At 35.0% G+C, this 22,174-nt stretch carries 23 protein-coding genes and 2 pseudogenes; 20 read left to right on the forward strand and 5 right to left on the reverse strand.

Translation table 11 applies throughout. The annotated features are described in order from the left end of the window. Nucleotides 1–183: 183 nt before the first annotated feature. Nucleotides 184–543: pseudogene (locus N782_RS16425) on the reverse strand (manganese catalase family protein); the annotation flags it as partial. A gap of 59 nt (nt 544–602) precedes the next feature. On the opposite strand from N782_RS16425, the gene N782_RS16430 reads away from it, so the two are divergent. The 5 genes from N782_RS16430 to N782_RS16450 all read left to right on the forward strand — a co-directional run bounded on the left by N782_RS16430 (nt 603) and on the right by N782_RS16450 (nt 5,849). Further along, the gene (locus tag N782_RS16430; protein WP_237582680.1) at nt 603–2,165 is read left to right on the forward strand and encodes a recombinase family protein; all 1,563 of its coding nucleotides are present in this window, start codon (nt 603–605) and stop codon (nt 2,163–2,165) included. Nucleotides 2,166–2,260: 95 nt separating this feature from the next. Beyond that, entirely contained in the window at nt 2,261–3,148 is an 888-nt protein-coding gene (locus tag N782_RS16435) for a hypothetical protein (RefSeq protein ID WP_036822722.1), read from the forward strand. Between the two features lie 118 nt (nt 3,149–3,266). Further along, nucleotides 3,267–4,025, forward strand: coding sequence for an ABC-three component system protein (locus N782_RS16440; RefSeq protein ID WP_036822724.1), 759 nt, complete (start codon nt 3,267–3,269; stop codon nt 4,023–4,025). After that, nucleotides 4,025–4,258 carry an ABC-three component system middle component 7 gene (locus N782_RS16445; protein WP_036822726.1) on the forward strand — a complete coding sequence of 78 codons (234 nt, stop codon included), beginning with the start codon at nt 4,025–4,027 and terminating at the stop codon, nt 4,256–4,258. The genes N782_RS16440 and N782_RS16445 overlap by 1 nt, the downstream gene beginning before the upstream one ends. Then, a complete protein-coding gene (locus N782_RS16450; protein WP_036822728.1) occupies nt 4,242–5,849 on the forward strand; it encodes a DUF2326 domain-containing protein in 1,608 nt (535 codons plus the stop codon). Before N782_RS16445 ends, N782_RS16450 begins: the two co-directional genes overlap by 17 nt. Before the next feature lie 596 nt (nt 5,850–6,445). Here the strand turns inward: N782_RS16450 and N782_RS16455 are convergent. Further along, nucleotides 6,446–6,994 (reverse strand): tyrosine-type recombinase/integrase, encoded by a 549-nt coding sequence (locus N782_RS16455; protein WP_036822731.1) that lies wholly within the window; start codon nt 6,992–6,994, stop codon nt 6,446–6,448. 1,952 nt (nt 6,995–8,946) lie between these two features. On the opposite strand from N782_RS16455, the gene N782_RS16460 reads away from it, so the two are divergent. The 8 genes from N782_RS16460 to N782_RS21615 all read left to right on the forward strand — a co-directional run bounded on the left by N782_RS16460 (nt 8,947) and on the right by N782_RS21615 (nt 14,231). Beyond that, the gene (locus N782_RS16460) at nt 8,947–9,219 is read left to right on the forward strand and encodes a hypothetical protein (protein WP_036822734.1); all 273 of its coding nucleotides are present in this window, start codon (nt 8,947–8,949) and stop codon (nt 9,217–9,219) included. Further along, nucleotides 9,212–10,078 (forward strand): hypothetical protein, encoded by an 867-nt coding sequence (locus tag N782_RS16465; RefSeq protein ID WP_036822737.1) that lies wholly within the window; start codon nt 9,212–9,214, stop codon nt 10,076–10,078. The genes N782_RS16460 and N782_RS16465 overlap by 8 nt, the downstream gene beginning before the upstream one ends. A gap of 166 nt (nt 10,079–10,244) precedes the next feature. After that, on the forward strand, nt 10,245–11,261 hold the full coding sequence (locus N782_RS16470; RefSeq protein WP_036822739.1) for a hypothetical protein: 1,017 nt from the start codon (nt 10,245–10,247) through the stop codon (nt 11,259–11,261). A gap of 17 nt (nt 11,262–11,278) precedes the next feature. Continuing rightward, complete coding sequence (locus tag N782_RS16475; RefSeq protein WP_036822741.1) at nt 11,279–11,902, forward strand: hypothetical protein; 624 nt, start codon at nt 11,279–11,281, stop codon at nt 11,900–11,902. Between the two features lie 240 nt (nt 11,903–12,142). Further along, nucleotides 12,143–12,475 (forward strand): hypothetical protein, encoded by a 333-nt coding sequence (locus N782_RS16480; RefSeq protein ID WP_036822744.1) that lies wholly within the window; start codon nt 12,143–12,145, stop codon nt 12,473–12,475. Beyond that, nucleotides 12,459–13,061, forward strand: a complete 603-nt coding sequence (locus N782_RS16485) for a transposase (RefSeq protein WP_161783128.1) — start codon at nt 12,459–12,461, stop codon at nt 13,059–13,061. The genes N782_RS16480 and N782_RS16485 overlap by 17 nt, the downstream gene beginning before the upstream one ends. A 73-nt stretch (nt 13,062–13,134) precedes the next feature. After that, on the forward strand, nt 13,135–13,908 hold the full coding sequence (locus N782_RS16490; RefSeq protein WP_036822751.1) for a sigma factor-like helix-turn-helix DNA-binding protein: 774 nt from the start codon (nt 13,135–13,137) through the stop codon (nt 13,906–13,908). 155 nt (nt 13,909–14,063) lie between these two features. Next, nucleotides 14,064–14,231, forward strand: coding sequence for a hypothetical protein (locus tag N782_RS21615; protein WP_161783129.1), 168 nt, complete (start codon nt 14,064–14,066; stop codon nt 14,229–14,231). A gap of 112 nt (nt 14,232–14,343) precedes the next feature. On the opposite strand, the pseudogene cotJC reads toward N782_RS21615, so the two are convergent. From cotJC to N782_RS16505, 3 genes and pseudogenes are all read right to left on the reverse strand, one after another. Beyond that, nucleotides 14,344–14,574, reverse strand: a pseudogene (gene cotJC, locus N782_RS16495) (spore coat protein CotJC); the annotation flags it as partial. Between the two features lie 33 nt (nt 14,575–14,607). Further along, nucleotides 14,608–14,871 (reverse strand): spore coat protein CotJB, encoded by a 264-nt coding sequence (locus N782_RS16500; RefSeq protein ID WP_036822754.1) that lies wholly within the window; start codon nt 14,869–14,871, stop codon nt 14,608–14,610. Next, on the reverse strand, nt 14,864–15,085 hold the full coding sequence (locus tag N782_RS16505; RefSeq protein ID WP_036822757.1) for a spore coat associated protein CotJA: 222 nt from the start codon (nt 15,083–15,085) through the stop codon (nt 14,864–14,866). Before N782_RS16505 ends, N782_RS16500 begins: the two co-directional genes overlap by 8 nt. A 170-nt stretch (nt 15,086–15,255) precedes the next feature. Between N782_RS16505 and N782_RS16510 the strand changes: the two genes are divergently transcribed. From N782_RS16510 to N782_RS16540, 7 genes are all read left to right on the forward strand, one after another. Beyond that, nucleotides 15,256–15,888: a CBS domain-containing protein gene (locus N782_RS16510; RefSeq protein ID WP_036822759.1), complete on the forward strand. Its 633-nt coding sequence runs from the start codon at nt 15,256–15,258 to the stop codon at nt 15,886–15,888. A 47-nt stretch (nt 15,889–15,935) separates the two neighbouring features. Next, nucleotides 15,936–16,337 carry a hypothetical protein gene (locus tag N782_RS16515; protein WP_036822761.1) on the forward strand — a complete coding sequence of 134 codons (402 nt, stop codon included), beginning with the start codon at nt 15,936–15,938 and terminating at the stop codon, nt 16,335–16,337. Between the two features lie 98 nt (nt 16,338–16,435). Beyond that, nucleotides 16,436–17,347, forward strand: a complete 912-nt coding sequence (locus N782_RS16520) for a MerR family transcriptional regulator (protein ID WP_036822764.1) — start codon at nt 16,436–16,438, stop codon at nt 17,345–17,347. A gap of 113 nt (nt 17,348–17,460) precedes the next feature. Beyond that, nucleotides 17,461–18,042, forward strand: a complete 582-nt coding sequence (locus N782_RS16525; protein ID WP_036822767.1) for a genetic competence negative regulator — start codon at nt 17,461–17,463, stop codon at nt 18,040–18,042. Nucleotides 18,043–18,319: 277 nt separating this feature from the next. Next, on the forward strand, nt 18,320–19,258 hold the full coding sequence (locus tag N782_RS16530; protein ID WP_036822771.1) for a D-alanine--D-alanine ligase: 939 nt from the start codon (nt 18,320–18,322) through the stop codon (nt 19,256–19,258). Between the two features lie 226 nt (nt 19,259–19,484). Beyond that, nucleotides 19,485–20,768: a Glu/Leu/Phe/Val family dehydrogenase gene (locus tag N782_RS16535; RefSeq protein WP_036822773.1), complete on the forward strand. Its 1,284-nt coding sequence runs from the start codon at nt 19,485–19,487 to the stop codon at nt 20,766–20,768. A 145-nt stretch (nt 20,769–20,913) separates the two neighbouring features. Beyond that, complete coding sequence (locus N782_RS16540) at nt 20,914–21,888, forward strand: YpdA family putative bacillithiol disulfide reductase (RefSeq protein ID WP_036822775.1); 975 nt, start codon at nt 20,914–20,916, stop codon at nt 21,886–21,888. Nucleotides 21,889–22,174 lie beyond the last annotated feature (286 nt).

A 22,174-nucleotide genomic window follows, 5' to 3' on the forward strand; every position in this document is an offset into this window, starting at 1 on the left:
AACGGAAACATCTTTCATACCCAGATTTATCTCGAATCCAAGTCTTCAACATAATGGGGCTAATACGGAATAAGGACACATCAAGGATATAATGTAATCGTAAAAAGCCAAATAAAAACGTTTAGGTTTTTATTCCTAAACGTTTTCCTGTGTGATGCATAATAACATCTTTTCACCAATATTCTAAAAATAAATTTGTTTATCCCGCTCATCTTTCAATATTTCCACAGCTTCACGGAATCGTTGCGAATGGATGACTTCTCTTTCCCTCAAATATTTTAAACCATCATTTAAATCAGGATCATCAGAAAGATTAATAATCCATTGATATGTGGCTCGAGCTTTTTCTTCTGCAGCAATATCTTCATAAAGGTCGGCGATAGGGTCACCTTTGGCAGCAATATAAGAAGCCGTCCACGGAACACCGCCAGCATTATGATAAAAGAGGGCATTGTCATGATTTGCATAATGTGCTCCTAAACCAGCTGCTTTCATTTGTTCGGGAGTGGCATCTTTCGTTAGTTTATAGATTGAAACCAATATGCAACTGTGGTAAAGTATTGATACATCAACATTTATCAAACTTACAGAGGAGCATGAAAGTGGAAAATACATTGCCAATAAGTAAAATAAAGAAGGTTGCCATTTACAGCAGGAAATCCAGACCTGATGAAACAGATGAGGTAATAAAGAGGCAGTTAGCTTATCTTGTTGATAAATGTGTAGAGAATAACTGGGAGTTTGAGGTCTTTCAAGAGGTTGGCTCCTCTCAGGGAATGGATAGAAAGACAAGACCTGAGTTGAATAAATTTTTGGATAAAGTAGAAGGTTTTCACTTTGATGCTGTAGTGGTAACAGATCAAGACAGATTATCCAGAGATGGAGCAGATTTTCAGTTGATAAAGCGAAAACTAACCAACTATGGGGTGCATGTAGTAACATCTTCTAAAATATATGACTACACTTCTCAAGAAGATGACTTGATGAGTGATATGCAGTCTATTGTAGCAAAGCAAGAGTATTTAAACATCAAGAAAAGACTGGTAAGAGGTAAAAGACAATCAGCCAAAGGTGGTAACTGGGTGGGAGGTAAAACTCCTATAGGTTACAGCTATGACCATAAAACTAAGAAATTAGTGCCTGATGAAAATGCTCCTGTTATCAAAAGGATTTTTACATTGTACCTAGCAGGCAATACCTCTACAGATATAGAGAGAATGTTTGATCTAGAGGGAATATTAACTCCTACAGGATCAAAGTGGAATAAGGCAAGAATATCTGTAGTACTAGCTAATCCAGTTTATAAAGGTACTGTTATCTATGGTAAGACAAGGATTTCTAAAACAAGTAAAAAACCAAGTGGATCTCCAAGACAGTTAAAGACAGAGGATGGTGAGCAGATCATCTTTGAGAATGCTCATAAGCCTATTGTATCTGTTGAGGATTGGGACAAAGCAAAAGCAATTAGAGAGGGAAGATTAACTAGACCTCCTAGTGCAAGGATAGGAAAAGTTATTTTTACTGGATTAATCAAGTGTGCCATCTGTGGAAGGACTCACAGTTTCCAAAGAAGAAAAGGTAAAGAGTTGAGAGTTACATCCTGTCAAACAAGAAACTATAGTGAGGATGGGATTAAGTACACCACCTGTAAGAATAAAGGAGTTAAACTAGAGAATTTTGAAGCAGTATTCTTTTCAAAGTTTGCTCAGTTTGTAGATAGGTTGGAGCTGTATCTAGAGGATGTTAAAGAAAACATTAAGGAAGATGAGACTAATCCTGTAGATGAAAAAAATGTACTAACTAACAATCTAAAGAGGATAGAGGCAAGTATTAAAAAGGTACAGCAAGGTTATATAGCTGAGATTTTCACTGAGGAAGATGCCCAGAAACAGATAAAGCAGTTAAAAGCTCAGAGAGAGCATACTGAGACGCAGTTAGTAAGATTGAATAGTAGGACTAATGATGAGAAGGTAAAAGAGCTAGAGGCTGTCTTAGACAGGCTAAAGAGCTTGTTAAAAGGTGAGTCTGACCTAGAAACAAAAGAAATGAATCAATTACTTACATCTGTAATAGATAGGATTGAGTATAAGAGGGTTGGAGATCATAAAGCAGAGATTGATATGAAAATACACTATAAAGGACAGGCAGAGGAGCTAGAGCAGTAATTCTAGCTTCTTTTTTTGCGATTTCATTGACTGAATAAAACCAATATTTTCTGTTATTATTAATATATGGATTATTTGGATGAGGAGTGGAGTAAATGTTTAAACAAGAAATAGAAAAATTTTTAAAAGAAGACTCTTTATATGATGGATTAAAAATAAATAAATCAAATTTTGAACTATTAGAAGAGATGTTTGGTAATGAAATAGTAATAGATACTTATTGCACCAGTTGTAAAAAGGAAAGCACTTTTAAAGGAAGACTAGCGCATAATAATTTAATTACTAAATATGGTCTCTCAATTAAGGGAGTAAACAACAAGTTTGATGGTGTACTAGAAAGGTCTGAGGAGGAATTGACTGAGGATGACAGAGTTGATTATAACATTGAACACTTTTGGAATAATGTAGCTCCAATAATATTACAGTTTACATGCCAAAGAGATCCTGACCACAAAATGTATTTCATGTTATTGTTTAGGAATTCTGCTCTAATCAAAATAGGTCAATATCCTTCCACCGCAACTATTGATAATGCTGATTTACAAAGGTACAGAAAAATACTTGATGAGGATAAATATAAAGAGTTTAGTAAGGGAGTAGGCTTAGCCTCTCATGGTGTAGGTATAGGATCTTTTGTTTATCTTAGAAGGATCTTTGAGGGGTTAATTGAGGAGAGTCACTTAAACGCAAAGAAGGAAATTACAGGATGGAATGAGGAAGAATACAAACAATGCAGAATGAATGACAAAATAAAACTATTAAAAGGTTATTTACCTGCCTTTCTAGTAGAGCATAGTGAGTTATATGGAATTCTAAGCAAGGGTGTCCATGAGCTAGAAGAAGATAAGTGCTTGGAGATGTTTCCTAACATTCAGTTAGCGATTGAAATAATATTAGATGAGAAGATTGCTGAAAGGGAGAAAGAGAGCAAAATAAAGAAGGCATCAAGATTTATAAAAGAAACACATGCAAATTTTAAATGAAGCAAGCAAAACACAGAGGATTTTAAGTCTTTCTTTACTTAAGTAAGAAATGGTTAATTGAGGAGATAGTATAGATTTTATTTTAGTAGACTTTTGTGTCAAAGGTGGTGTGTTTTAAATGCCTAAAAGAAGAAAACCAACTGATAATGAAAATGCGATACTTCTTGCAGAAGTTGAAAATATGTGTCCTTTATGTGCCAAATCTCTAATGTATGAAAAAGGTGGGAAAAAACATAAAATTTTTGAGGGTGCTCATATATATCCGCTTAATCCTACAGAGGAAGAAAAGGAACTTTTAAAGGATGAAGAAAAATTACATGGGGATGTAAATAATTTAGATAACTTCATTGCTTTATGTCGCGATTGTCATAAAAAATTTGATAACCCTCGAACTGTTGACGACTATAGGAAATTATTCAGCATTAAGAAAAATATTTTGAGTAAGAATGAAACAAGAGCAAAGTACCATGACTACCAGATTGAGACTGAGATAAAAGAGGTAATTACAGTACTTGTTGAGGAAGAATTTCATGAAGATACCCCTAATGAATTAGAGTTAAATGCTTTAAAGCTAAATGAAAAAGCAAATGAAACATTAACAAAAATAACTAAGAGAAGGATTAGAAATGAAATTAGAGAGTATTATCTATATATTCAACAGCAATTTATCATACTTGATAGCCAGTACCCTGAATCATTCAATAGAATAGCTCTACAAGTTAAACTTTTCTATAGCATTCTGAGGAAATCAGAGTCCTCTCAAGAGGTAATATATGGTCAGCTTACAGAGTGGTTGTCAAAAAAAACTGGTAATAGCTCTTTAGGTGCTTGTGGAATTATAATTTCCTTTTTCATTCAAAATTGTGAGGTGTTCTAATGTTAGTACCTAATAAAGTGATTAGATATGATGATTCAATAATAAATAAAATGACTGTGATTCTTGAAAACTTATCACACCAAGAGGAATCTATTAAGGAATTGTTTTTTAATACTCAAAGCCATTTTGATGAGATAGATGAATTTATTTATTCACTTGATGTGTTATTTTTACTTGATGCTATTGCAGTGGATTTTAATAAAGGAGTAGTTTCATATGTTAATCAGAATTAAAAGTAAAATATTTCAAGAAGAGATGATTAAATTTCATGAAGGTCTGAATGTTGTGTTGGGTGATAATAAAGGGTCAAACTCAATTGGAAAATCCACTTTATTAATGATTGTTGATTTTGTTTTTGGTGGTAATACATATATCACACATAATAAAGACATGGTAGATAAATTAGGTGACCATGATTTTTTGTTCACATTTAAGTTTAATGATACTGAATATAATTTTATTAGAGGTACAGATGCTCCTGAAGTGGTTTTTGAAAGTAATGGCAGCTATGAAAGACTAGATGATATGAAAGTTGGAGAGTTTAGAAACAGATTAGAAGAATTGTATAAGTTAGATTTTAAACACATAACCTTTAGATCTGCTGTGAGCACTTTTTCCAGAGTATGGGGTAAAAATAACTATGATGTTAAAAAGCCACTACATAACTTTCCTAATCAAGGATTTAAAGAAACAGTTTCAAATTTGATAAAAACCTTTCAAAGGTATGATGAAATAGCTAAGCAGGATAAAGAGTTAAAGACCTTAGAAAAACAAAAGAGTGTTTTGAATAAAGCAGGTAATTTTAAATTTATTCCAAAGATAACAAAAAGAAAATATGAAAAAAACATTAAAGAAATAGATAGGCTCAATAAAGAAATTGAGAAGGTTGGTCACAAGGCTCAAAGCCCATCCATAAATGTGGGCGAAATAGTTTCAGATGAATTAATTAAAATTAGAGAAGAAAAGAATAAATTGTTGGATGAGAGGGAGTACTTCAAGTCTAGGCTCAATAGGACAAATAAAACAATTAAGAAGTCTAGTGATGCAGGATTTGAAAACCTTGTTGAGTTTTTTCCAAATGTTAATTTAGAAAAATTAAATAATATTGAATCCTTCCATAATGGTATTAGATCTATACTTAGTAATGAGTTGAAGTCCGCAAGGCAGGAGCTAAGAAAAAGAATTGGGGAATTAGATGAGGAAATTAAGGAATTAAATGACAAGCAAGATCAACTCCTAAATCCAGATGAGGAGCTAACTGTATTTATTGATAAATTAATTGAATATACTTCTGAGATAAAGAACCTACAGTTGGAAAATGAGTATTATCATAAATTATCAGTTGTAAAGTCAGATCTTACTAAAAAGGAAGAAGATCTTGATGAAATTAAGACAAAGATTATTACTCAAATTGAAAATGATGTAAATGAAAAAATAAATGAAATAAATGATTTAGTCCATGGGGTTAAGAGAACTGCTCCACAATTAGATTTATCCTATACATCTTATGAATATAAAATATTTGATAACACTGGTACTGGTAAGGCTTATTCAAACTTATTAATTTTTGATTTAGCTATATTAAGACTAACTAGAATGCCTTTTATTATTCATGATTCTTTCTTATTTAAAAACATTGAAAAAGATGCAGTAGAGCAGGTCATTGATTATTATGATTCAATGTCAAAACAAGTGTTCATAGCGATTGATCTTATAAACATGTACAACAAACAAACTCAAGAAACTCTACAAAAGAATAAAGTTATTCAACTATCAGAGGATAAATTATTAACTACTCTAGACTGGAGAGATAGTAGCAATTAAAAAAAAGAGCTGTTATTAGGCTCCTTTTTTTGGAGAATGTCAGAAGAGCAGTTGGATTTGAAATTTTTAAAAAGAAATGTACCATAAATTTAAAGGGATATCAGAAGAAAATATTAAGATTCATGTTTTTACTTCCTTATAGTGGATCAAGTTGGGAAGTTTATAAAGGTAAATTATTTTGAAATATGTAGATGAGAGTAATCCATCTTGGAAGACTTTTAGCACATCTTTTATAAGGAGCAACCTAATAAAGAAACTGCTTCAATCTAATTATTCAATTGAGGAGATAGTCTACATGACAGGATCTGACCTTAGTAGTATTTCTAAGATAATTCCATATGAAGAAATTATAGAGCAGGGTAAGAAAAAAACACAGATAAAAAAGAGGCAACATCCTTTTCATAAATTTTTGTATTAAGTGGCAGTTATGTAACTGCTGCTTTTTAGTTTAATTGATTCCTCCCATTCCTACAAAAATGGAATATCTACTTTTCAAGCATAACATGCACCATATTTAACCCCCTAGCCCCCCCATGCACCCCCCATCATGCATTTCAACAAACAGAAAAAGCTCCCTAAACAGAGAGCCTTAACACTTATATTCCTATAGTCATTGTAGAGGTTACTTTATTAGCCTCATCTTGAGTGATTCCAATATACCTTAATGTAACTGCTTGTGTGCTGTGATTAAAGATGTACTGTAGCAAGGACAGATCCACACCATTCTTGTAAGCCATGTAGCCAAAAGTCTTTCTGAGGCTATGACAGCTAAGTGTAATGCCTATCATTTCTCCTGCTTTAGCTACAATCCTATGAGCCTGTACTCTGCTTATTGGCTTGCTCCTATTCTTATTACTGTAGAAAAGGAAGTCATCAGGCTGTAGATCATTAGCCTCTACATAATCCCTTATAAGTAACTGTAGCTTAGCATTAAGCTGTATGATCTTCTCCTTACCTGTCTTCTCCTCTCTGTCCTTCCAGATCCCCTGCAAGCTATCCTGTACATTAGCTCTCAATATATCAGATATTCTAAGCCCTGTATTTAAACTGTAGGCTAAGAGCAGATACTGTTTAGATCCTTTCTTATATACTTCCATAACTTCTCTTATCATTACTGGATCAGTTATAGGCTGAGCTGTATTCATATATGTACCTCCTATATGTAATGTAAATACTCATTATGTTACTTTTAAACCCCTATAAAACTACAGTAGCAACAAAACCTCTTTAAATCAATGTTTAACAGGTAACACAATGCAATTAAGTTACATTTTTTCTTACTTCACATTCATTTCAGTATCTAAGAATATTTATTATTCCTACTGAAACAAGGGAGGATACACTACAGGAATGGATCACAATACAGACTGTACAAGGCCTGAGAGTGCTTATGCTTGGCTGACCTATGGATAATTCAGACAAAAGGGCAGGCATTTGCAGGGCTTGTTTCTTGGATGTTTTTATCAATTTACCTCTCACAATAACTACCCCTGATACCTAACTGGATCTCTTTCAGCTCTCTTACAGACCTCTAACTGCTCCTATACAGTACATTCCTACAATATATCCTAACTGCATCCTAACTGACTCCTATACTGTCTTTGTCTGCCCTTGCTACTTTCTATACAGTCCTTACTGGATCTACACTACCTACCCCTCCCCCTGTTAGATAATAGCCCTTACTGGATCTACATTATTTACATACTGCATCTACACTATTTGACTACTGCCTAAAAAGAGATCTATACAGTAAGGAGGTAGAGGAATTGACAGGAGGCGGTGTCTTTTTGACACCCTAACTATATTAACTGTACTAACTATAATAACTGCATTAACTTAAATAACATTAGTACTTAAACATAAAGGCTAAAGCCTTACAATAGGGATCTACAATACTTATGTACTTTCTCCTGCTGTCTTTGTACTGGATCTACACTATTTACATACTGCATCTAAGTTATTCCCCTCCTGGAGCTACATTACTTGCTTACTGGATCTATACAGAAAATAGACATAAAAAAATTCCCTCACTATAGCAATTAAGCCACAGCAAGGGAAGTCTACAGTATTTTACTACACTACATTTATAAAAAAACTGCTAATTAAACAGACAATAATGGAGAGTAGGAGGGGAGTACTGACAACTGCTTTCCTTACATAAAGAAATTGCTTTCCTCATCCTGCCTATCCAATCAAGATAAGAGCTATGCACACCAACAGCACACAGTCTAAAGGAGAGTGTACAGGGAATTAATCTAAAAAGATTAAAGCCCTCTACATTTATTTAACCTACTGACTACTGTACTTTTAAAGGCTCATTACAATATTTACTTGCAGGAATATACCTGCTTTATTCCCTTGTACCATTTTTTGTGACTGAATTAACTACTTAATAATAAAGAGTAAGAGATAGTAAAGCAGAAGGATAGTGCCCATTTTTTGGTACACAATAGGGCTTTATTGTCTCATTTTCTGCGACAGTATCAACTGTTATCCCTGTCATGGCAGTTATTAAGACTTAATGAGATTAGAAATAGGAGCTAAAGCTCCACAACTACTTAGAAAAGATCTGAGAAACTAAAACATAACTACAATAAATCCTGTACTACCTTCCTGACTGCTTAGACTGATCTTAACTGTCTCAACTGAGTATAAGCCCTTATATTGTAGCTACTAAAGTTATTAAAACATTCCCTTTATTGTATGAGGCCTGACCAGAGGGAAGGACTTAGGCTTTAGCCTATAAGCTCTTGATGTTATTCCCTATAAGATAAGAGGTTTTCTATTAAGTGAAATATCCCGGCATCTCTTGAGGCTCTGGGGATCATCCCTGTTTTGCTCATATTTAATGCGGTAAAAACCTTTATAGATTTGGCTTAAAAGCGGTAATTTACTTTACAGATTTTATCCTTAGTCTTGGATTTTTACCTGCGCTCCTACAGATTCATGCCCCTTTTTCCTACCTATTCTACTTTCTATATTAATTTAAGCAGCAGTTTTAAAAATTTATTTTCTAAATTACTTGATCCCTCCTCAAATAGCTGACCTATTAAGTGGCAGAGATAAACCTGCTTATTTAAAAGGAGGCTATTAAATTATGAGACAGACTACAGCAAAGGAAAAAAGAGAGTTACAGCTTATTCAAGAGGCAAGTAAATTACAGATGAAAATTGATGTGTCTGTGTATCCCTTTATTAATGAGGAGCATCCAGCTCACAGGACATTGCAGAATCACATGATAAAGAAAGCAGATCTTGGAGATTACAGCCTTATTGAGTCAGTAAATGAGAAAGTAACTAAGCTGACTAAAGAAAGAGTAAAAGTTATGAATGAGTTAAATGAATTGAGGAGGAAAAAGGGAAATGACTAATTATAGAGTAGTAGATGAGGATGGAGTTATTGTAGAGGGGGCAAAAGTTATCCCTCTTGAGCAACAGAAAGCAATTAGTAAAGCTAAAGAGAAAGAGACAGTAATTAATAAAAGTAAAAATCCTTTTGTATTTACTGAGATGGATGGATTACAAGAAAGTTTATCTAAATTGAATAACAAGGATCTAGGCTACTTGCTAATCATGCAGACATACATTGATTATAAGAATATGATTAAGCTAAAAAATGACAGTAAGTTACCTATGAATAAAAAGCAATTACAGCAAATGCTAAAGATTAAGTCAGATAAGACATTGAGGAATTTACTGAAAAGACTAGAAAGTAAAGGGTTTATCTACTCAAATACTGTAGAGCTTTATGGCAAAAGTCATAAGGCTTTTTTTATTGCAGATAAATATTGTTTTAGAAAAGGAGTCTCAGGAGCTTATAAGAATAGAAAGACTAATAATGCAGTCAAGGTGTTTATTAAAAGTTTACAGGATGTATTTTCTCAGGGAGGTACACAGCCTGCTGACATTGGATTTATTTATAAGACTATCCCTTACATTCATTATGAAAGCAATATGCTGACTGTTACTCCTAATGAAAAGGAGCTAAGTGAGATCAAGTTTTTGACTATCAATGGATTGGCTAAGTTACTAGGTCTTTCTAGAGTAGATACTACTAACAAGCTAGGATCTATTGTTTGGAATGGGCAATATGTATTTGCAAGGACTAAGGTAGGAGCAATGAAAGAGCTATCTGTAAAAGTAAATCCTTATGTATTGTACAGGCAATCAGGTGATCCTACAGGAGCTATTGGAGCAGAGTTTGTGGCTACTCCATATATAAATAGTTAGTAATTTAATAAATTTTTTTTCAAAAATACCTTTAGTTAGTCTCATCCAGTAGCACTAGAGTGTGGAAAAGGTAACAGGCTACTTTAGTCAGTAGCTTGCTATCTTTCTTTAGTATTACACTACACTACATTTATAAGAAACTGAAAACAGAAAGGAGTAACACAGCATGACAGATAAGCAAACAGAGATTATTGAGGAGTATTTTGCAGAGGTTATGCCTAGTCAAGCTATTGAACATGCTATTGCTTTTGGGTATGTAAAAGGTACTGACTCACAGATCACACAGACAATGTACTCAGAGAAAGCAGGTATTAACTCTAGGACTCTCAGAAAGTACATTGCAGAAAATAAGCAAGCATATGAGGAGGAGCTAGAGAGGGCTAAGGAAAATGCTGAGCCTGAGATTGACATTACTAGCTTAGACAGCAGGAGCTTATCTGAGGAGCAGATTGATAAGTTTATTGAGGTATTGTATCAGTCAGCTATTACAGGCAATGCAAGAGATAGACAGCTTTTGATTGACTTTACAGGCATGACTGCTACTGATGTTATGACATTCCAGAATACAAAAGCATCAAGCCTGAGGTGGTTTGTTAAGTCTACACTCTCAACAATTAGTAAGCATATGGATGCAAGGGCTTTAGGGATCAACTTAGCAGAGAGCTCCTACTTATACAGAGGAGATAAGTCCAGTAATGGAAATGCTCAAAACTTTGTAAATGCTGATCTTGAGGATGAGAGCTTTAAACTTGAGCTTATGTATTGGGGAATGGCTTTTATGTCTCTCTACAATCAGACAGAGCATCCTGACATTAAACTACTTGAGAAAGCAGTAAGGTTAGAAAGAATGGAGCAGGAGACAGCTCAGGAGATCAATAAAGCTGAGGTTAAGAAGTATGAGGCAGGTAAAGACATCAAGGCAGATAAAAAGCCTGTAAGTGGTGAGGCATTGTACAGCAAACTTAGTGAGATTTTTTCTGATGAGGAAATAGATGAAATAAGAGCTAAACAGCAAGAGGCAAACAGAGTAACTAAGCCTCCTGAGCTAGACAAGGAAAAAGTAGAGCAGAGAGCTTCACAGCATGAGGGCAAGTTAGAAGTACTATTGTCAGTAGAAGATGAGCTTAAAGCTATGATGAAAAAGGCAGATCTTAAAAACAGGGCAAGAAAATACCAACAATAAAAAGGAGAATGTTTACTATGAATACACAAACAGCTATGAAAGATATGCAGGAAAAGGTACAGGAGCTACTAACAGCTAAGGATGCAGTAGAGGCAACAGTAGATAATATGGAGGAGCAGAAAGAGCAAGGAGAGCAGGCTTTACAAGAAATGCAGGAGGATCTACAGCAGGCTCAGGAGACTAAAGAAACAGCTACAAATGTTACTGAGGTAAAAGATGCAGTAAGAGCTATTAATCAACTAACTGAGGATATTGAGCTACAGGAGTCAGTAAATGTAGCTATGAATAACAAGGGTAAGCAGGAGCTTTTTAATGTAGCAGATGAGTTTTATCAGGTCTACAATCAGGCGAAAATGATGTATAAGCCTCTTTATAAGTCTGTTATTGAAGATGCATCTATTAACAGCATTGACACAGACATTGAGAAAATGAATGAAGTAGCTAATCCTATTAATGTATGTTTTGGATCTGTAAACAGCATCTTGACTGATAAGGGAATTATTGAAAGAGGACAGAATCAGTTTAAGGGTACTGGCAGGCATGTCCATCTTAAACAGGTAGGACTAGATACAGTAGACTTAAAGGAATTAAAAAGAGCATATCAACCAATAATTAATAAGTATTTCACTACAGTTAGGTAAGAGTAAAGAGATCAAAAGAGATCCAACTATTGTACAGAGACAGATCCTTATAAGGGAGAGAGTTAGGAGCAATACACTACATCAGGAGGGCTACCAACATGGCGCAGGTATTACTTGAGGGAGTTATTGTCCTATCTCTAATTAAGACTATGACACTCATTTTCAGTATTAAATCATAAGAGCAGGAGCAGGGCTTTAAACAGTCTTGCTCTTTTTATATTCAGAGGGGAGCAAACTAACATGATGAATTATAAATTTAACACATGGATTCAATCAGGAGAGCAAGCAAAAGAGATCAGCAGTAAAGGGTATGAGCTTTTGAGGGCAGGTAATCAATCTTACTCAGGTCAAACCATTGGATACATCCTATATTGTCATTACATTAAAGGGGCTTCATTCAATGTTATCAACAGAGAAAATAAAAGTATGCCTGCTAATATCATTAAAGGTATCCTGACAGGCACATATAGTCCTAAAACCTTCAATGCTTTTATGGAGTTAGCAGAGGCTGAGACTGAGACATTAGAGGGTATTTATTCAGATGTAAAAGAAGAAGGTGAGAGCATTGGCTAAGTTAAGCAGGCTAGAGGTTATGGATCTTAAAAACAGATACTTGTCTAAATTAAGAGATAACAATATTCCAATGGATCAGGTAAAGCATTATATTTCTAGAGATATTACAGACAGTAAGCAGGCTGAGAAAATGATTAAAGAGCTAGATAAAGAGTTTACAAAGATTAAAGAGGATGATCTAGATCTACTGCTATTTGATGTATTAGAGATCTTGCAGGAGACCCCTGCTCAATGGACAGTAGATAAAGATAATAACATTTATACAGTATATCCTCATCCAGTAGTAAGTAATGGCAGGGTAACAGGAGTAGAGTACAAGACTCATAAGAGTTATTACTTTGAAGATACTGAGCTTTTTGACAGGTACATTGTTTTACAGAATGACATTGCTAAAGCAAGTAAAAAGAAAAATGGATCAGGAGGCAGAGGTAGACCTTCTAAGTTTTCTGCTGAGCAGGTAGCTGAGTGGGCTAAGCTAAAAGATCAGGGCTACAGTTATAAGACAATAGCAGAAAGTAATGATGTATATGCTACTACTATAGGTAGCTATGTAAGGAAATATAAAAAAAAGCAACAGGCAGGGTAGATAAGCCCTGTCTTTTTTTATGTATAAGAAGTCACACCAACACTACACAAAACAGTAAAAGGGGAGCTTATAAATGATTAGATTAAATGCAGAAAGACTACAGCACAGAGTAGAGTTAGTTAAGGAATATATGGATCTTGAGGGCAGTAACTACAATTTAGAGGCAGGCAGTCTTACAATAGTTAAGAAAGTAGGGCAAGGATCTAAAAAGGCATCTATTTCTACAGATGGATATACTAACTACTCTTTGAGGGATGGATCTAGAGGCAAAAGCTATACAGTTTATTTGCATCATATTGTAATGATCCTTGCAGATCCTGAGGAGTACATTAAGCAGATGTCTGAGGGTATGACTATTAACCATAAGTCAGGAGATAAGACAGATAACAGCCTGAGTAACTTAGAATACATGACATTAGAGGATAATCAGACACATTCTTATATTAATGGCTTTGGTCTAAATAACAGGCACAGGATAGAGGATCTTATTAGCTACAATGATGCTTACTTTATTTTAAGATCTTACTATGTAGATCAGGAGAGCATCAAGATTATTGCTAAAAGGACAGATCTTACTGAGTATGCTGTAAGAAAGATTGTAAGAGGTAAAGTATTCAGAGGCTTAAAAGCTATGTTTTCTGCCTTAAATGAAGATGCAAGAAAGTCAGCAAATTCTACATTAAGTCAGGCAGAGGCTAGAGACATTTTAAGCCTGTACTATACTTCTAAAATGCCTCAGACAGAAATAGCTAAAAGGTACAATATCAGTAGATCATCTGTGGCAATGATCTGCAATGGTGCAAGGTGGAGAGAAGTATATAAGGAATTTAAACAAGTGGGAGCTTAGAGGCTCCTTCTTTTTTTATACATTTATAATTACATTCCCTCTCTGGTGTCACAGTTACAAAATCTCCTCTTAATCATAAGTGAGAGCAGTTATTCAAGTTATTAGGACAAACAGGGCTCACATATAGATTTTGTAACAGCAGAGGGGGAGACATCATGAGCAAGCAAAAAGTTTTAGAATCAAAAGGTAAATTGGAGTTAGTTGAAATAATTGATGAGAAGACAATTTATATAGAAGGAAAAGGAAAGGCGACTGATGTAGGGGAGCTGGATATGAGGAAGTTTATACATGAAGCAATGAATTTAAATTCCTTTTGGAAGTAGGGTAAGGCATGAAGCCTTGCTCTTTTTTTATGCCTTTTTTAAAGTGTTATTTAGAGGAATATAATAAGGAAGGTTTTTGTATAATGTATTATAGCATTTTAGTTATGTTCTATTTATAAACCATCGTAGCAATCATCTCTAAATGAGCAAATTCTTCCGTACCAATATCCGTAAGTAGTCCAACTACTTTATCAGGAATGGAGTAACGTTGATTTAGATAGCGTAAGGCTGCAGATAATTCTCCATCCGCACCTCCATACTGTTCGATTAAATATTTGGCAAGTTGCGGATTACAAGTGCTCACTCGTACAGGGTATTGAAGTTTCTTCTCGTAATACCACATAAGACGTTCCTCCTCCCAATTATTATTCTAGTACTAAACTTGCCATGGCCAAGGAGCATCTCCCCAGTTCCATGGGTAACTTGAATAACTCATTCCATATTGTCTTAACGGCCCGTATTGCTGCTCGTATTGTTTTTTTAGTTGTTTGCTTTGCTTGGCGCATTCATTAAATTGTTGGATGGCGTTATAATCATGAGGGTGAGTATCAAGGTATAACGTCAACTCAACCAAAACAAAGTCAACCACCTGAATTTCTTCTAGTAATTCATAAAATTCTTGTGGCATTTGCTTATTCATATTCGTCCCTCCCTTGTGGGTTTGGATAAGGACTAAATAAGGCTGGCCACAATGTTCCACAATATAGCGCTTGTTTTGGAGGATATTGTTCTAGATTTGGGGGTTGAAATCCTAGATATAAGTTAGGTGGGGTTTGATAGCTTTTCACCCGAATAGGGGGACAAGGATCAAAAGGGCTAATATATGGATGATAATATTTCACCTGAGTATGCATGTGATTCCTCCTTCCAAAATTCTGGTTAACGGGGTTCACGTTTCATTTGTATGGAAAGGAATCTTGTCTTATGCTAAGTTTAAATTAAGTAGTTAGGAGGGGAATGAATAAGAGATGCAGAATTAATTAGAGTATAGATTCATCCAAACAAATAAAATGAGGTGACGACAATGTTTGTAAAAGGAATAATGAAACCTGCACATCGTTGTTTTACAGCTGGATTGGATACATCGCTTGATGATGTGCTACATACGCTTAATCAGCATGATATACAAGGAATGCCAGTAGTGAACAATGGTATTTTTCAAGGTATGATATCAAGGCAAGTAATTTATAAAACATTTTTTGAAAGCTCCATGGATAAGGAAACGTTTCTTAACGAGAAAAAAGCAGGGGATATCGTCTCCTATCAAGATTACTATGTAACAGAAGATGATGTGTTTGAACAAACTCTCACAACATTTAAGGGTTTCCCAATTATCTCTGTAGTGAAAGAAAATAAACAATTCCTTGGGATTGTTTCAAGATATGATGTTATAGAACAATTCGAAAGTGCTTTTGGCATGAATCGAAGTGGTGTGCGAATTGCATTCACATCAGAAGAATCGGAAGGAAGAATTGCACGTTTAGCAGAAATAGTAAAGCAATACCATGAAAATGTTATATCTTTAGCCACATTTGACGAGACAGACAAACTAGCTAGAAGAATTGTCTTAAAAATAGAGAAAACCCCTAACATAGAAAAATTTGTTCGAAAGCTTGAACGTTCTGGATTTCGTGTACTAGATGTTAAAGAAGACTAGCATGGATACCTCCCTATAAGCATAGATTTGCTTTAGGGGGGTGTCTTATGTTTTTACGGTTACTTATCCCTGGTGGTATAGGATTTTCCGGTTGTTTTTTTTCCGTGTACTGGCTTCCGTTTGCTACTATCCCTTTTACGTTAGATGCCTTGCTACAATCCATTTTGTATCCCGCAGATTTTTTCTTAGGTGGGATGGCATTTTTAGTAGGAATGTGGGGGCACAGTACGTTCTTACGAAACTGGATTTCTTATTCAGACAAAAAGATAGGACATTATGTGTTATTTTTCCTTATCTTTTTATCGCCAGTACCTTTAATAATACTATCTTTAAAAGTCGTAATAGCATTTTTCATATTTGTACTATTTTATGGTATGATTACTAATAATCCTACAATGAAAAAAAACCAAGAATGGCAGTATGAGTCCAAAATGAATCAAAAATTGTAACTATATGTTGTTCAAATATTATATAAAACCTATACAAATTTTACACACCTCTACAGTTATTCTATAATAAAGAAAAATAATACTGTGGAGGCAAATGTATGTCCAGCATTCAAGGGAAATATAATATAAAAGCTGTATCGAATATGCTTGGGGTTCAACCAGGAACACTCCGAGCATGGGAAAGAAGGTATCAAATAATTTGCCCAATAAGAAACGAGGCTGGGCATCGATTATACACTGATGAGCATGTTAAAGTTTTAAAATGGCTATTGGAAAAAGTGAATAACGGATTTACTATTTCCCAAGCTGTTTCCATATTAGAGGATCACAAAGAAACGGTTGATTCTTCACATGCAGTTATAGAAGAAGGATCTAGAAGCAACCTAGATCAGATAACAGAAGAATTATTGCAATCATTATTATCATTTGATGAGTCTAGTGCACACGAAAAATTAGACTATGCATTTAGCATGTTCTCACCAGAGAAGGTAGCATTAGATGTGGTGGGAACATTATTGGTAAGAATAGGGTATCAATGGGAAGAGAACCGTATTTCCAGTGCACACGAACACTTTGCAACGAACTTTTTGCGTTCTAGGTTGGGTATGATGCTTATTTCTATGCCATCAGATAAAATCCTACCAAAGGCCGTATGTGTATGTGGCCCTAACGAAAAGCATGAATTAGGATTATTGATATATACATTGTACTTAAAACGAAAAGGATATGACGTTATATACTTAGGTCAAAGTGTAGCTGCAGGAGATGTAAATGTAGTTATAAATGAAGTTCAACCTAAATACTTGTTTATGTCTAATACAATGAAGAAGAACATCCCTGATACAGTTAAATTAGCTAAATCCCTAGAGGAACAATATCCAGGGATATTTATAGGGCTTGGTGGCTTTGCATTCGATCACTTGCCAGAAAAAGAGAAGGAACCAATAAAACCTTATTTAATTGGTAATACTAAGGAAGAATGGGAGCAATGGCTAGCCTCAAATAAATAAAGGCTTGTCCCCCGCGCTTTTCCATTTTATACTTTATAGAACGGTAGCAAAATTGAATGAAGAAACATATACTATCAAAAGGAATCTCATATGCATTCAAGGGGGACGAATGAATGCGTTTAGAAAGAATGTCTAACAACAAGTTTAAAATATTTCTAACATTTGATGATTTAATGGATCGTGGACTTACACGAGAAGATTTATGGCAAGACCTTCCAAGGGTACATCAGTTGTTTCATGATATGATGTATGAAGCTACAGATGAATTAGGCATTGAATTAGAAGGTATGCTACAAGTCCAGGTTTATCTTATGCAAGCTCAAGGGATGCTTATAGTCGTAACACAAAGCGATGAATTAAATGATGAATATGACGAAGATTTTATAGAAATGAAAGTAACTTTAGATGAGAGTAAGGAAATGGTTTTTGCATTTTCTACTTTTGAAGATATTATCCAAGTCAGTAAGCATCTTAAGCAATTGCCACTAACAGGTGGTTCCGTTTACTTCATGGATTCACATTATTATATGAAATTGGAAGAGAATGACTTGTTTGAATTTAATCGTGAGAGTATTATTGCTATAATGTCGGAGTTTTCATCTCCGAGTACAGTAACCTCACATCGTTTAAAAGAGTATGGAAAAGAAATATTTAAGTCAAATGCGGTAGAAAGTATTACACACTATTTTGACTGATTGTTACAAAGATCGATCCCTCTAGGACGATCTTTTTTTCATATTATGGATTTTATAAAATAGCGCGCTGTATTCTATTGAGCTCTGCCGCTTACCATATTTAATGGCGAAAAATCCCTTTTGTTTCTACTTAGAAGATTTTATTGATATTAAACTAAGCTTAATTCATATTTTTCAGTTTTTTAATTTGAATAGCTGGATAGTAGCTAACATGTTAAGATTATTTTGTACGTAAGCTGTGCAATTTGTTAGTAAAGTTTTGATGGGAGTGTCACGTGTGAAAATAGCCGTGCTTTACGGAGGAATTTCAGGTGAAAGAGAAGTATCACTTTCAACTGGAAAAGGAATAATAGAAGCATTAATACATAATGGACATGATGTAATTGGAATCGATTTTCATCCAAATCGAATACATGAAATTCTAGATTTGAAAGTAGATATTGTATTTGTTGGATTACACGGAAAGCACGGTGAAGATGGGAGAATCCAAGGGTTATTGGATATGCTAGGTGTTCCTTATGTAGGGTCAGGTGTGTTAGCATCATCATTAGCTATGGATAAATCCAAAGCTAAGCAAATCTTTTATCAGAATGGCTTACAAACTGCCAAAAGTATAAGTCTTCCTGTTCAACTTGGGAAAAATGCTCATACTATGGTAGAAGAAATTAAACAAGCCCTATCATTACCATTAGTCATTAAGCCAAATCAGGAAGGCTCTACACTAGGGTTGACAATTGTTAACACTGAAGATCAGTTATTGCCTGCAATAAAAGAAGCAATGAGTTGTGACTCTATGATTATGGCTGAAGAATATATAGTCGGGCGGGAAGTAACTGTAGCCGTTATGGGTACTCAAGGAAATGAAAAAGCATTACCTGTAGTGGAAATAATCCCTAAAAATGAATATTATGACTATGAATCTAAATATGCTCCTGGTGGTAGTGAACATGTGTGTCCAGCGGAAATTTCAAAAGATATTGCCACAAAGCTTCAACGAGATGCAGTCCTAGCTCATCAACTTCTAGGGTGTGATACGTATTCTCGTGTAGATTTCATTATTTCTGATAAAGAAGAGCCAATAATATTAGAGGTAAACACGTTGCCAGGCATGACACCAACAAGTTTATTTCCAGATGCAGCAAGTGTAATTGGAATAAGCTATGAAGAGATGGTAGAAGAATTTGTACGTATTTCGTTGGACTTTCAAAACGTATAAAGATACGTGCATACTGGACAGATCAACTTTGTCTGAGATATTGATCTTTCAACCATCAGGCTTCTTTACAAGAATAGGGAAACCCACTTATAATGAAATCGCTTACAGAATTTAAATGAGCATAAATGTTTATATCCTGTTGCATATGTGAATAGAACATGTATACTAATTGCTGTATAGAACAGGATGACTTTAACTGAACTGATTATTCATGGGAGGTAAGTTCATGGTAGCCGATAAAGCAGCTGATTCTGCAAATGAGAACAACAATGATAAGATGGATGTATTAAAATCAACACAAACGGTGGTAAGTAATGCCTTAGAAAAATTAGGTTATCCTAAAGAGGTTTTTGACTTATTAAAAGAACCAGTAAGAATGATGTCGGTACGTATTCCTGTACGTATGGATAATGGTTCTATAAAAATATTTACTGGCTACCGAGCTCAGCATAATGATGCTGTAGGTCCAACAAAAGGTGGCGTTCGATTCCACCCAAATGTAACCGAAAAAGAAGTAAAAGCTCTTTCTATTTGGATGAGCTTAAAAGCAGGTATTGTAGACCTTCCTTATGGGGGAGGTAAAGGTGGTATTGTTTGCGATCCAAGAGAAATGTCGTTTAGGGAATTAGAAGGATTAAGTCGTGGATATGTTCGTTCCATAAGTCAAATTGTAGGACCAACGAAAGACATCCCTGCACCAGATGTATTCACTAATTCTCAAATCATGGCTTGGATGATGGATGAATACAGCCGCATTGACGAATTTAACAACCCTGGATTCATTACAGGTAAACCTATTGTTCTTGGAGGTTCACATGGACGTGAATCTGCTACTGCAAAAGGGGTTACCATCTGTATAGAGGAAGCAGCAAAGAAGAAGGATATTAATATTAAAGGGGCTCGAGTTGTTATTCAAGGATTTGGTAACGCTGGCAGCTTCTTAGCTAAATTTATGCACCACAAAGGCGCAAAAGTTATTGGTATTTCAGATGCTTATGGTGCCTTGCATGATCCTGAGGGTCTTGACATTGATTACTTACTAGATCGCCGTGATAGTTTCGGGGCGGTAACGAATCTCTTTAAAAATACGATTACAAATCAAGAACTGCTTGAGCTAGATTGTGACATTTTAGTTCCTGCAGCAATTGAGAATCAAATAACAGAAGAGAATGCACATAATATTAAGGCGAGTATTGTTGTTGAAGCAGCAAACGGACCAACGACACTAGAAGCTACCAAAATCCTTTCAGAACGTGACATTTTACTTGTCCCAGATGTGTTAGCATCAGCTGGTGGAGTGACCGTTTCTTACTTTGAATGGGTTCAAAACAACCAAGGCTATTATTGGAGCGAAGAAGAAGTAGAAGAAAAGCTTCATAAGGTGATGGTGAAAGGATTTAACTCAGTATATAATACAGCCGAAACAAGGCGAATTGATATGCGCCTTGCCTCATACATGGTTGGTGTAAGGAAGATGGCAGAAGCAGCACGATTCCGTGGATGGATATAGGTTGAAACTTTTCTTAGCATCTCCTATCATAATGTTGGTAGGAGATGCTTTTATTTTGTAAAAGAAGCCTAATAAACTGTAGTAAAATAATTATTCAACTTAGTAGGAATACTATGCTGTCTTCATCTAAGAGGAGTGAAATAAATTGCAAAAAGAACAAGTAATTATTATTGGAGCTGGCCCTTGTGGTATGTCCGCTGCTATTGAACTTCAAGAGCGTGGCATAAACCCTCTCCTTATTGAAAAAGGAAATGTCGTAAACTCCATTCACAATTATCCAACCCATCAAATGTTTTTTAGTTCCAGTGAAAAGTTAGAAATAGGACAAATGCCATTTATTACGGAACATAAAAAACCAGTACGGAACCAGGCTTTAGCCTATTATCGTGCTGTAGCACAGCGCAAACAATTACGAATTAATGCGTTTGAAAAAGTGGAAAAAGTAAATAAAGAAGGTAATCAATTTCAATTGTGTACACAAAGGAAAAATGGTGAACAGGTTGAATATACTGCAAGCAATGTAATCATTGCCACTGGTTATTATGATCAACCAAATTACATGGGTGTGCCAGGTGAGACTTTAGATAAAGTAATGCACTACTTCAAAGAACCTCACCCTTATTTTGATAAAGAGGTAGTTGTAATTGGTGGAAAGAACTCCGCTGTTGATACCACATTAGAGCTGGTTAAAGCAGGTGCTCGAGTAACAGTCCTTTATCGAGGAGCGGAATATTCTAAAAGTGTTAAGCCATGGATACTACCTGAATTTGATGCATTAGTTCAAAAAGAAGATATTAAAATGGAGTTTAATGCTACTGTAACGGAGATTACAGAAGATAAAGTGTATTACGAAATAGATGGAAAAACATACGAAGTAGAAAATGATTTCGTATTTGCTATGACGGGATATCATCCTGACCATAGCTTCTTAAAGCAAATGGGCATTACAATTGAAGAAGATACAGGCAGACCAAGTTTTAATGACGAAACAATGGAAACGAACGTACCTGGACTCTATATTGCAGGTGTCATCGCCGCTGGATATAACAATAATGAAATCTTTATTGAAAACGGCCGACATCATGGCGAGTACATCGCAAAAGCTATTTGTGAAGAATAATAGTAACGCAAAACGAAGCCTAGCACATTTTATTTGTGCTAGGCTTTTTATGCGAAAAAGGATTATTACTTGATTCATAATTGTTTAAGGTGAATTGTTTAACTCTTATGGAATTAACTTACTTTTATTACAGGGTTAAATGGACAAAAGTTATAAAAGTTATTCCATATAAGAGGCATAATCTTGAAGACTTGTATTCGAGATATATTTCAAAATTACCATTACTAACTGGTTGGATTTCCGTTGCTTTAGATGGAATAAAGGTGGCCGTGGAACAACTCGCGTC

The organism is Pontibacillus yanchengensis Y32, assembly GCF_000770635.1.
Classification (GTDB): domain Bacteria; phylum Bacillota; class Bacilli; order Bacillales; family BH030062; genus Pontibacillus; species Pontibacillus yanchengensis.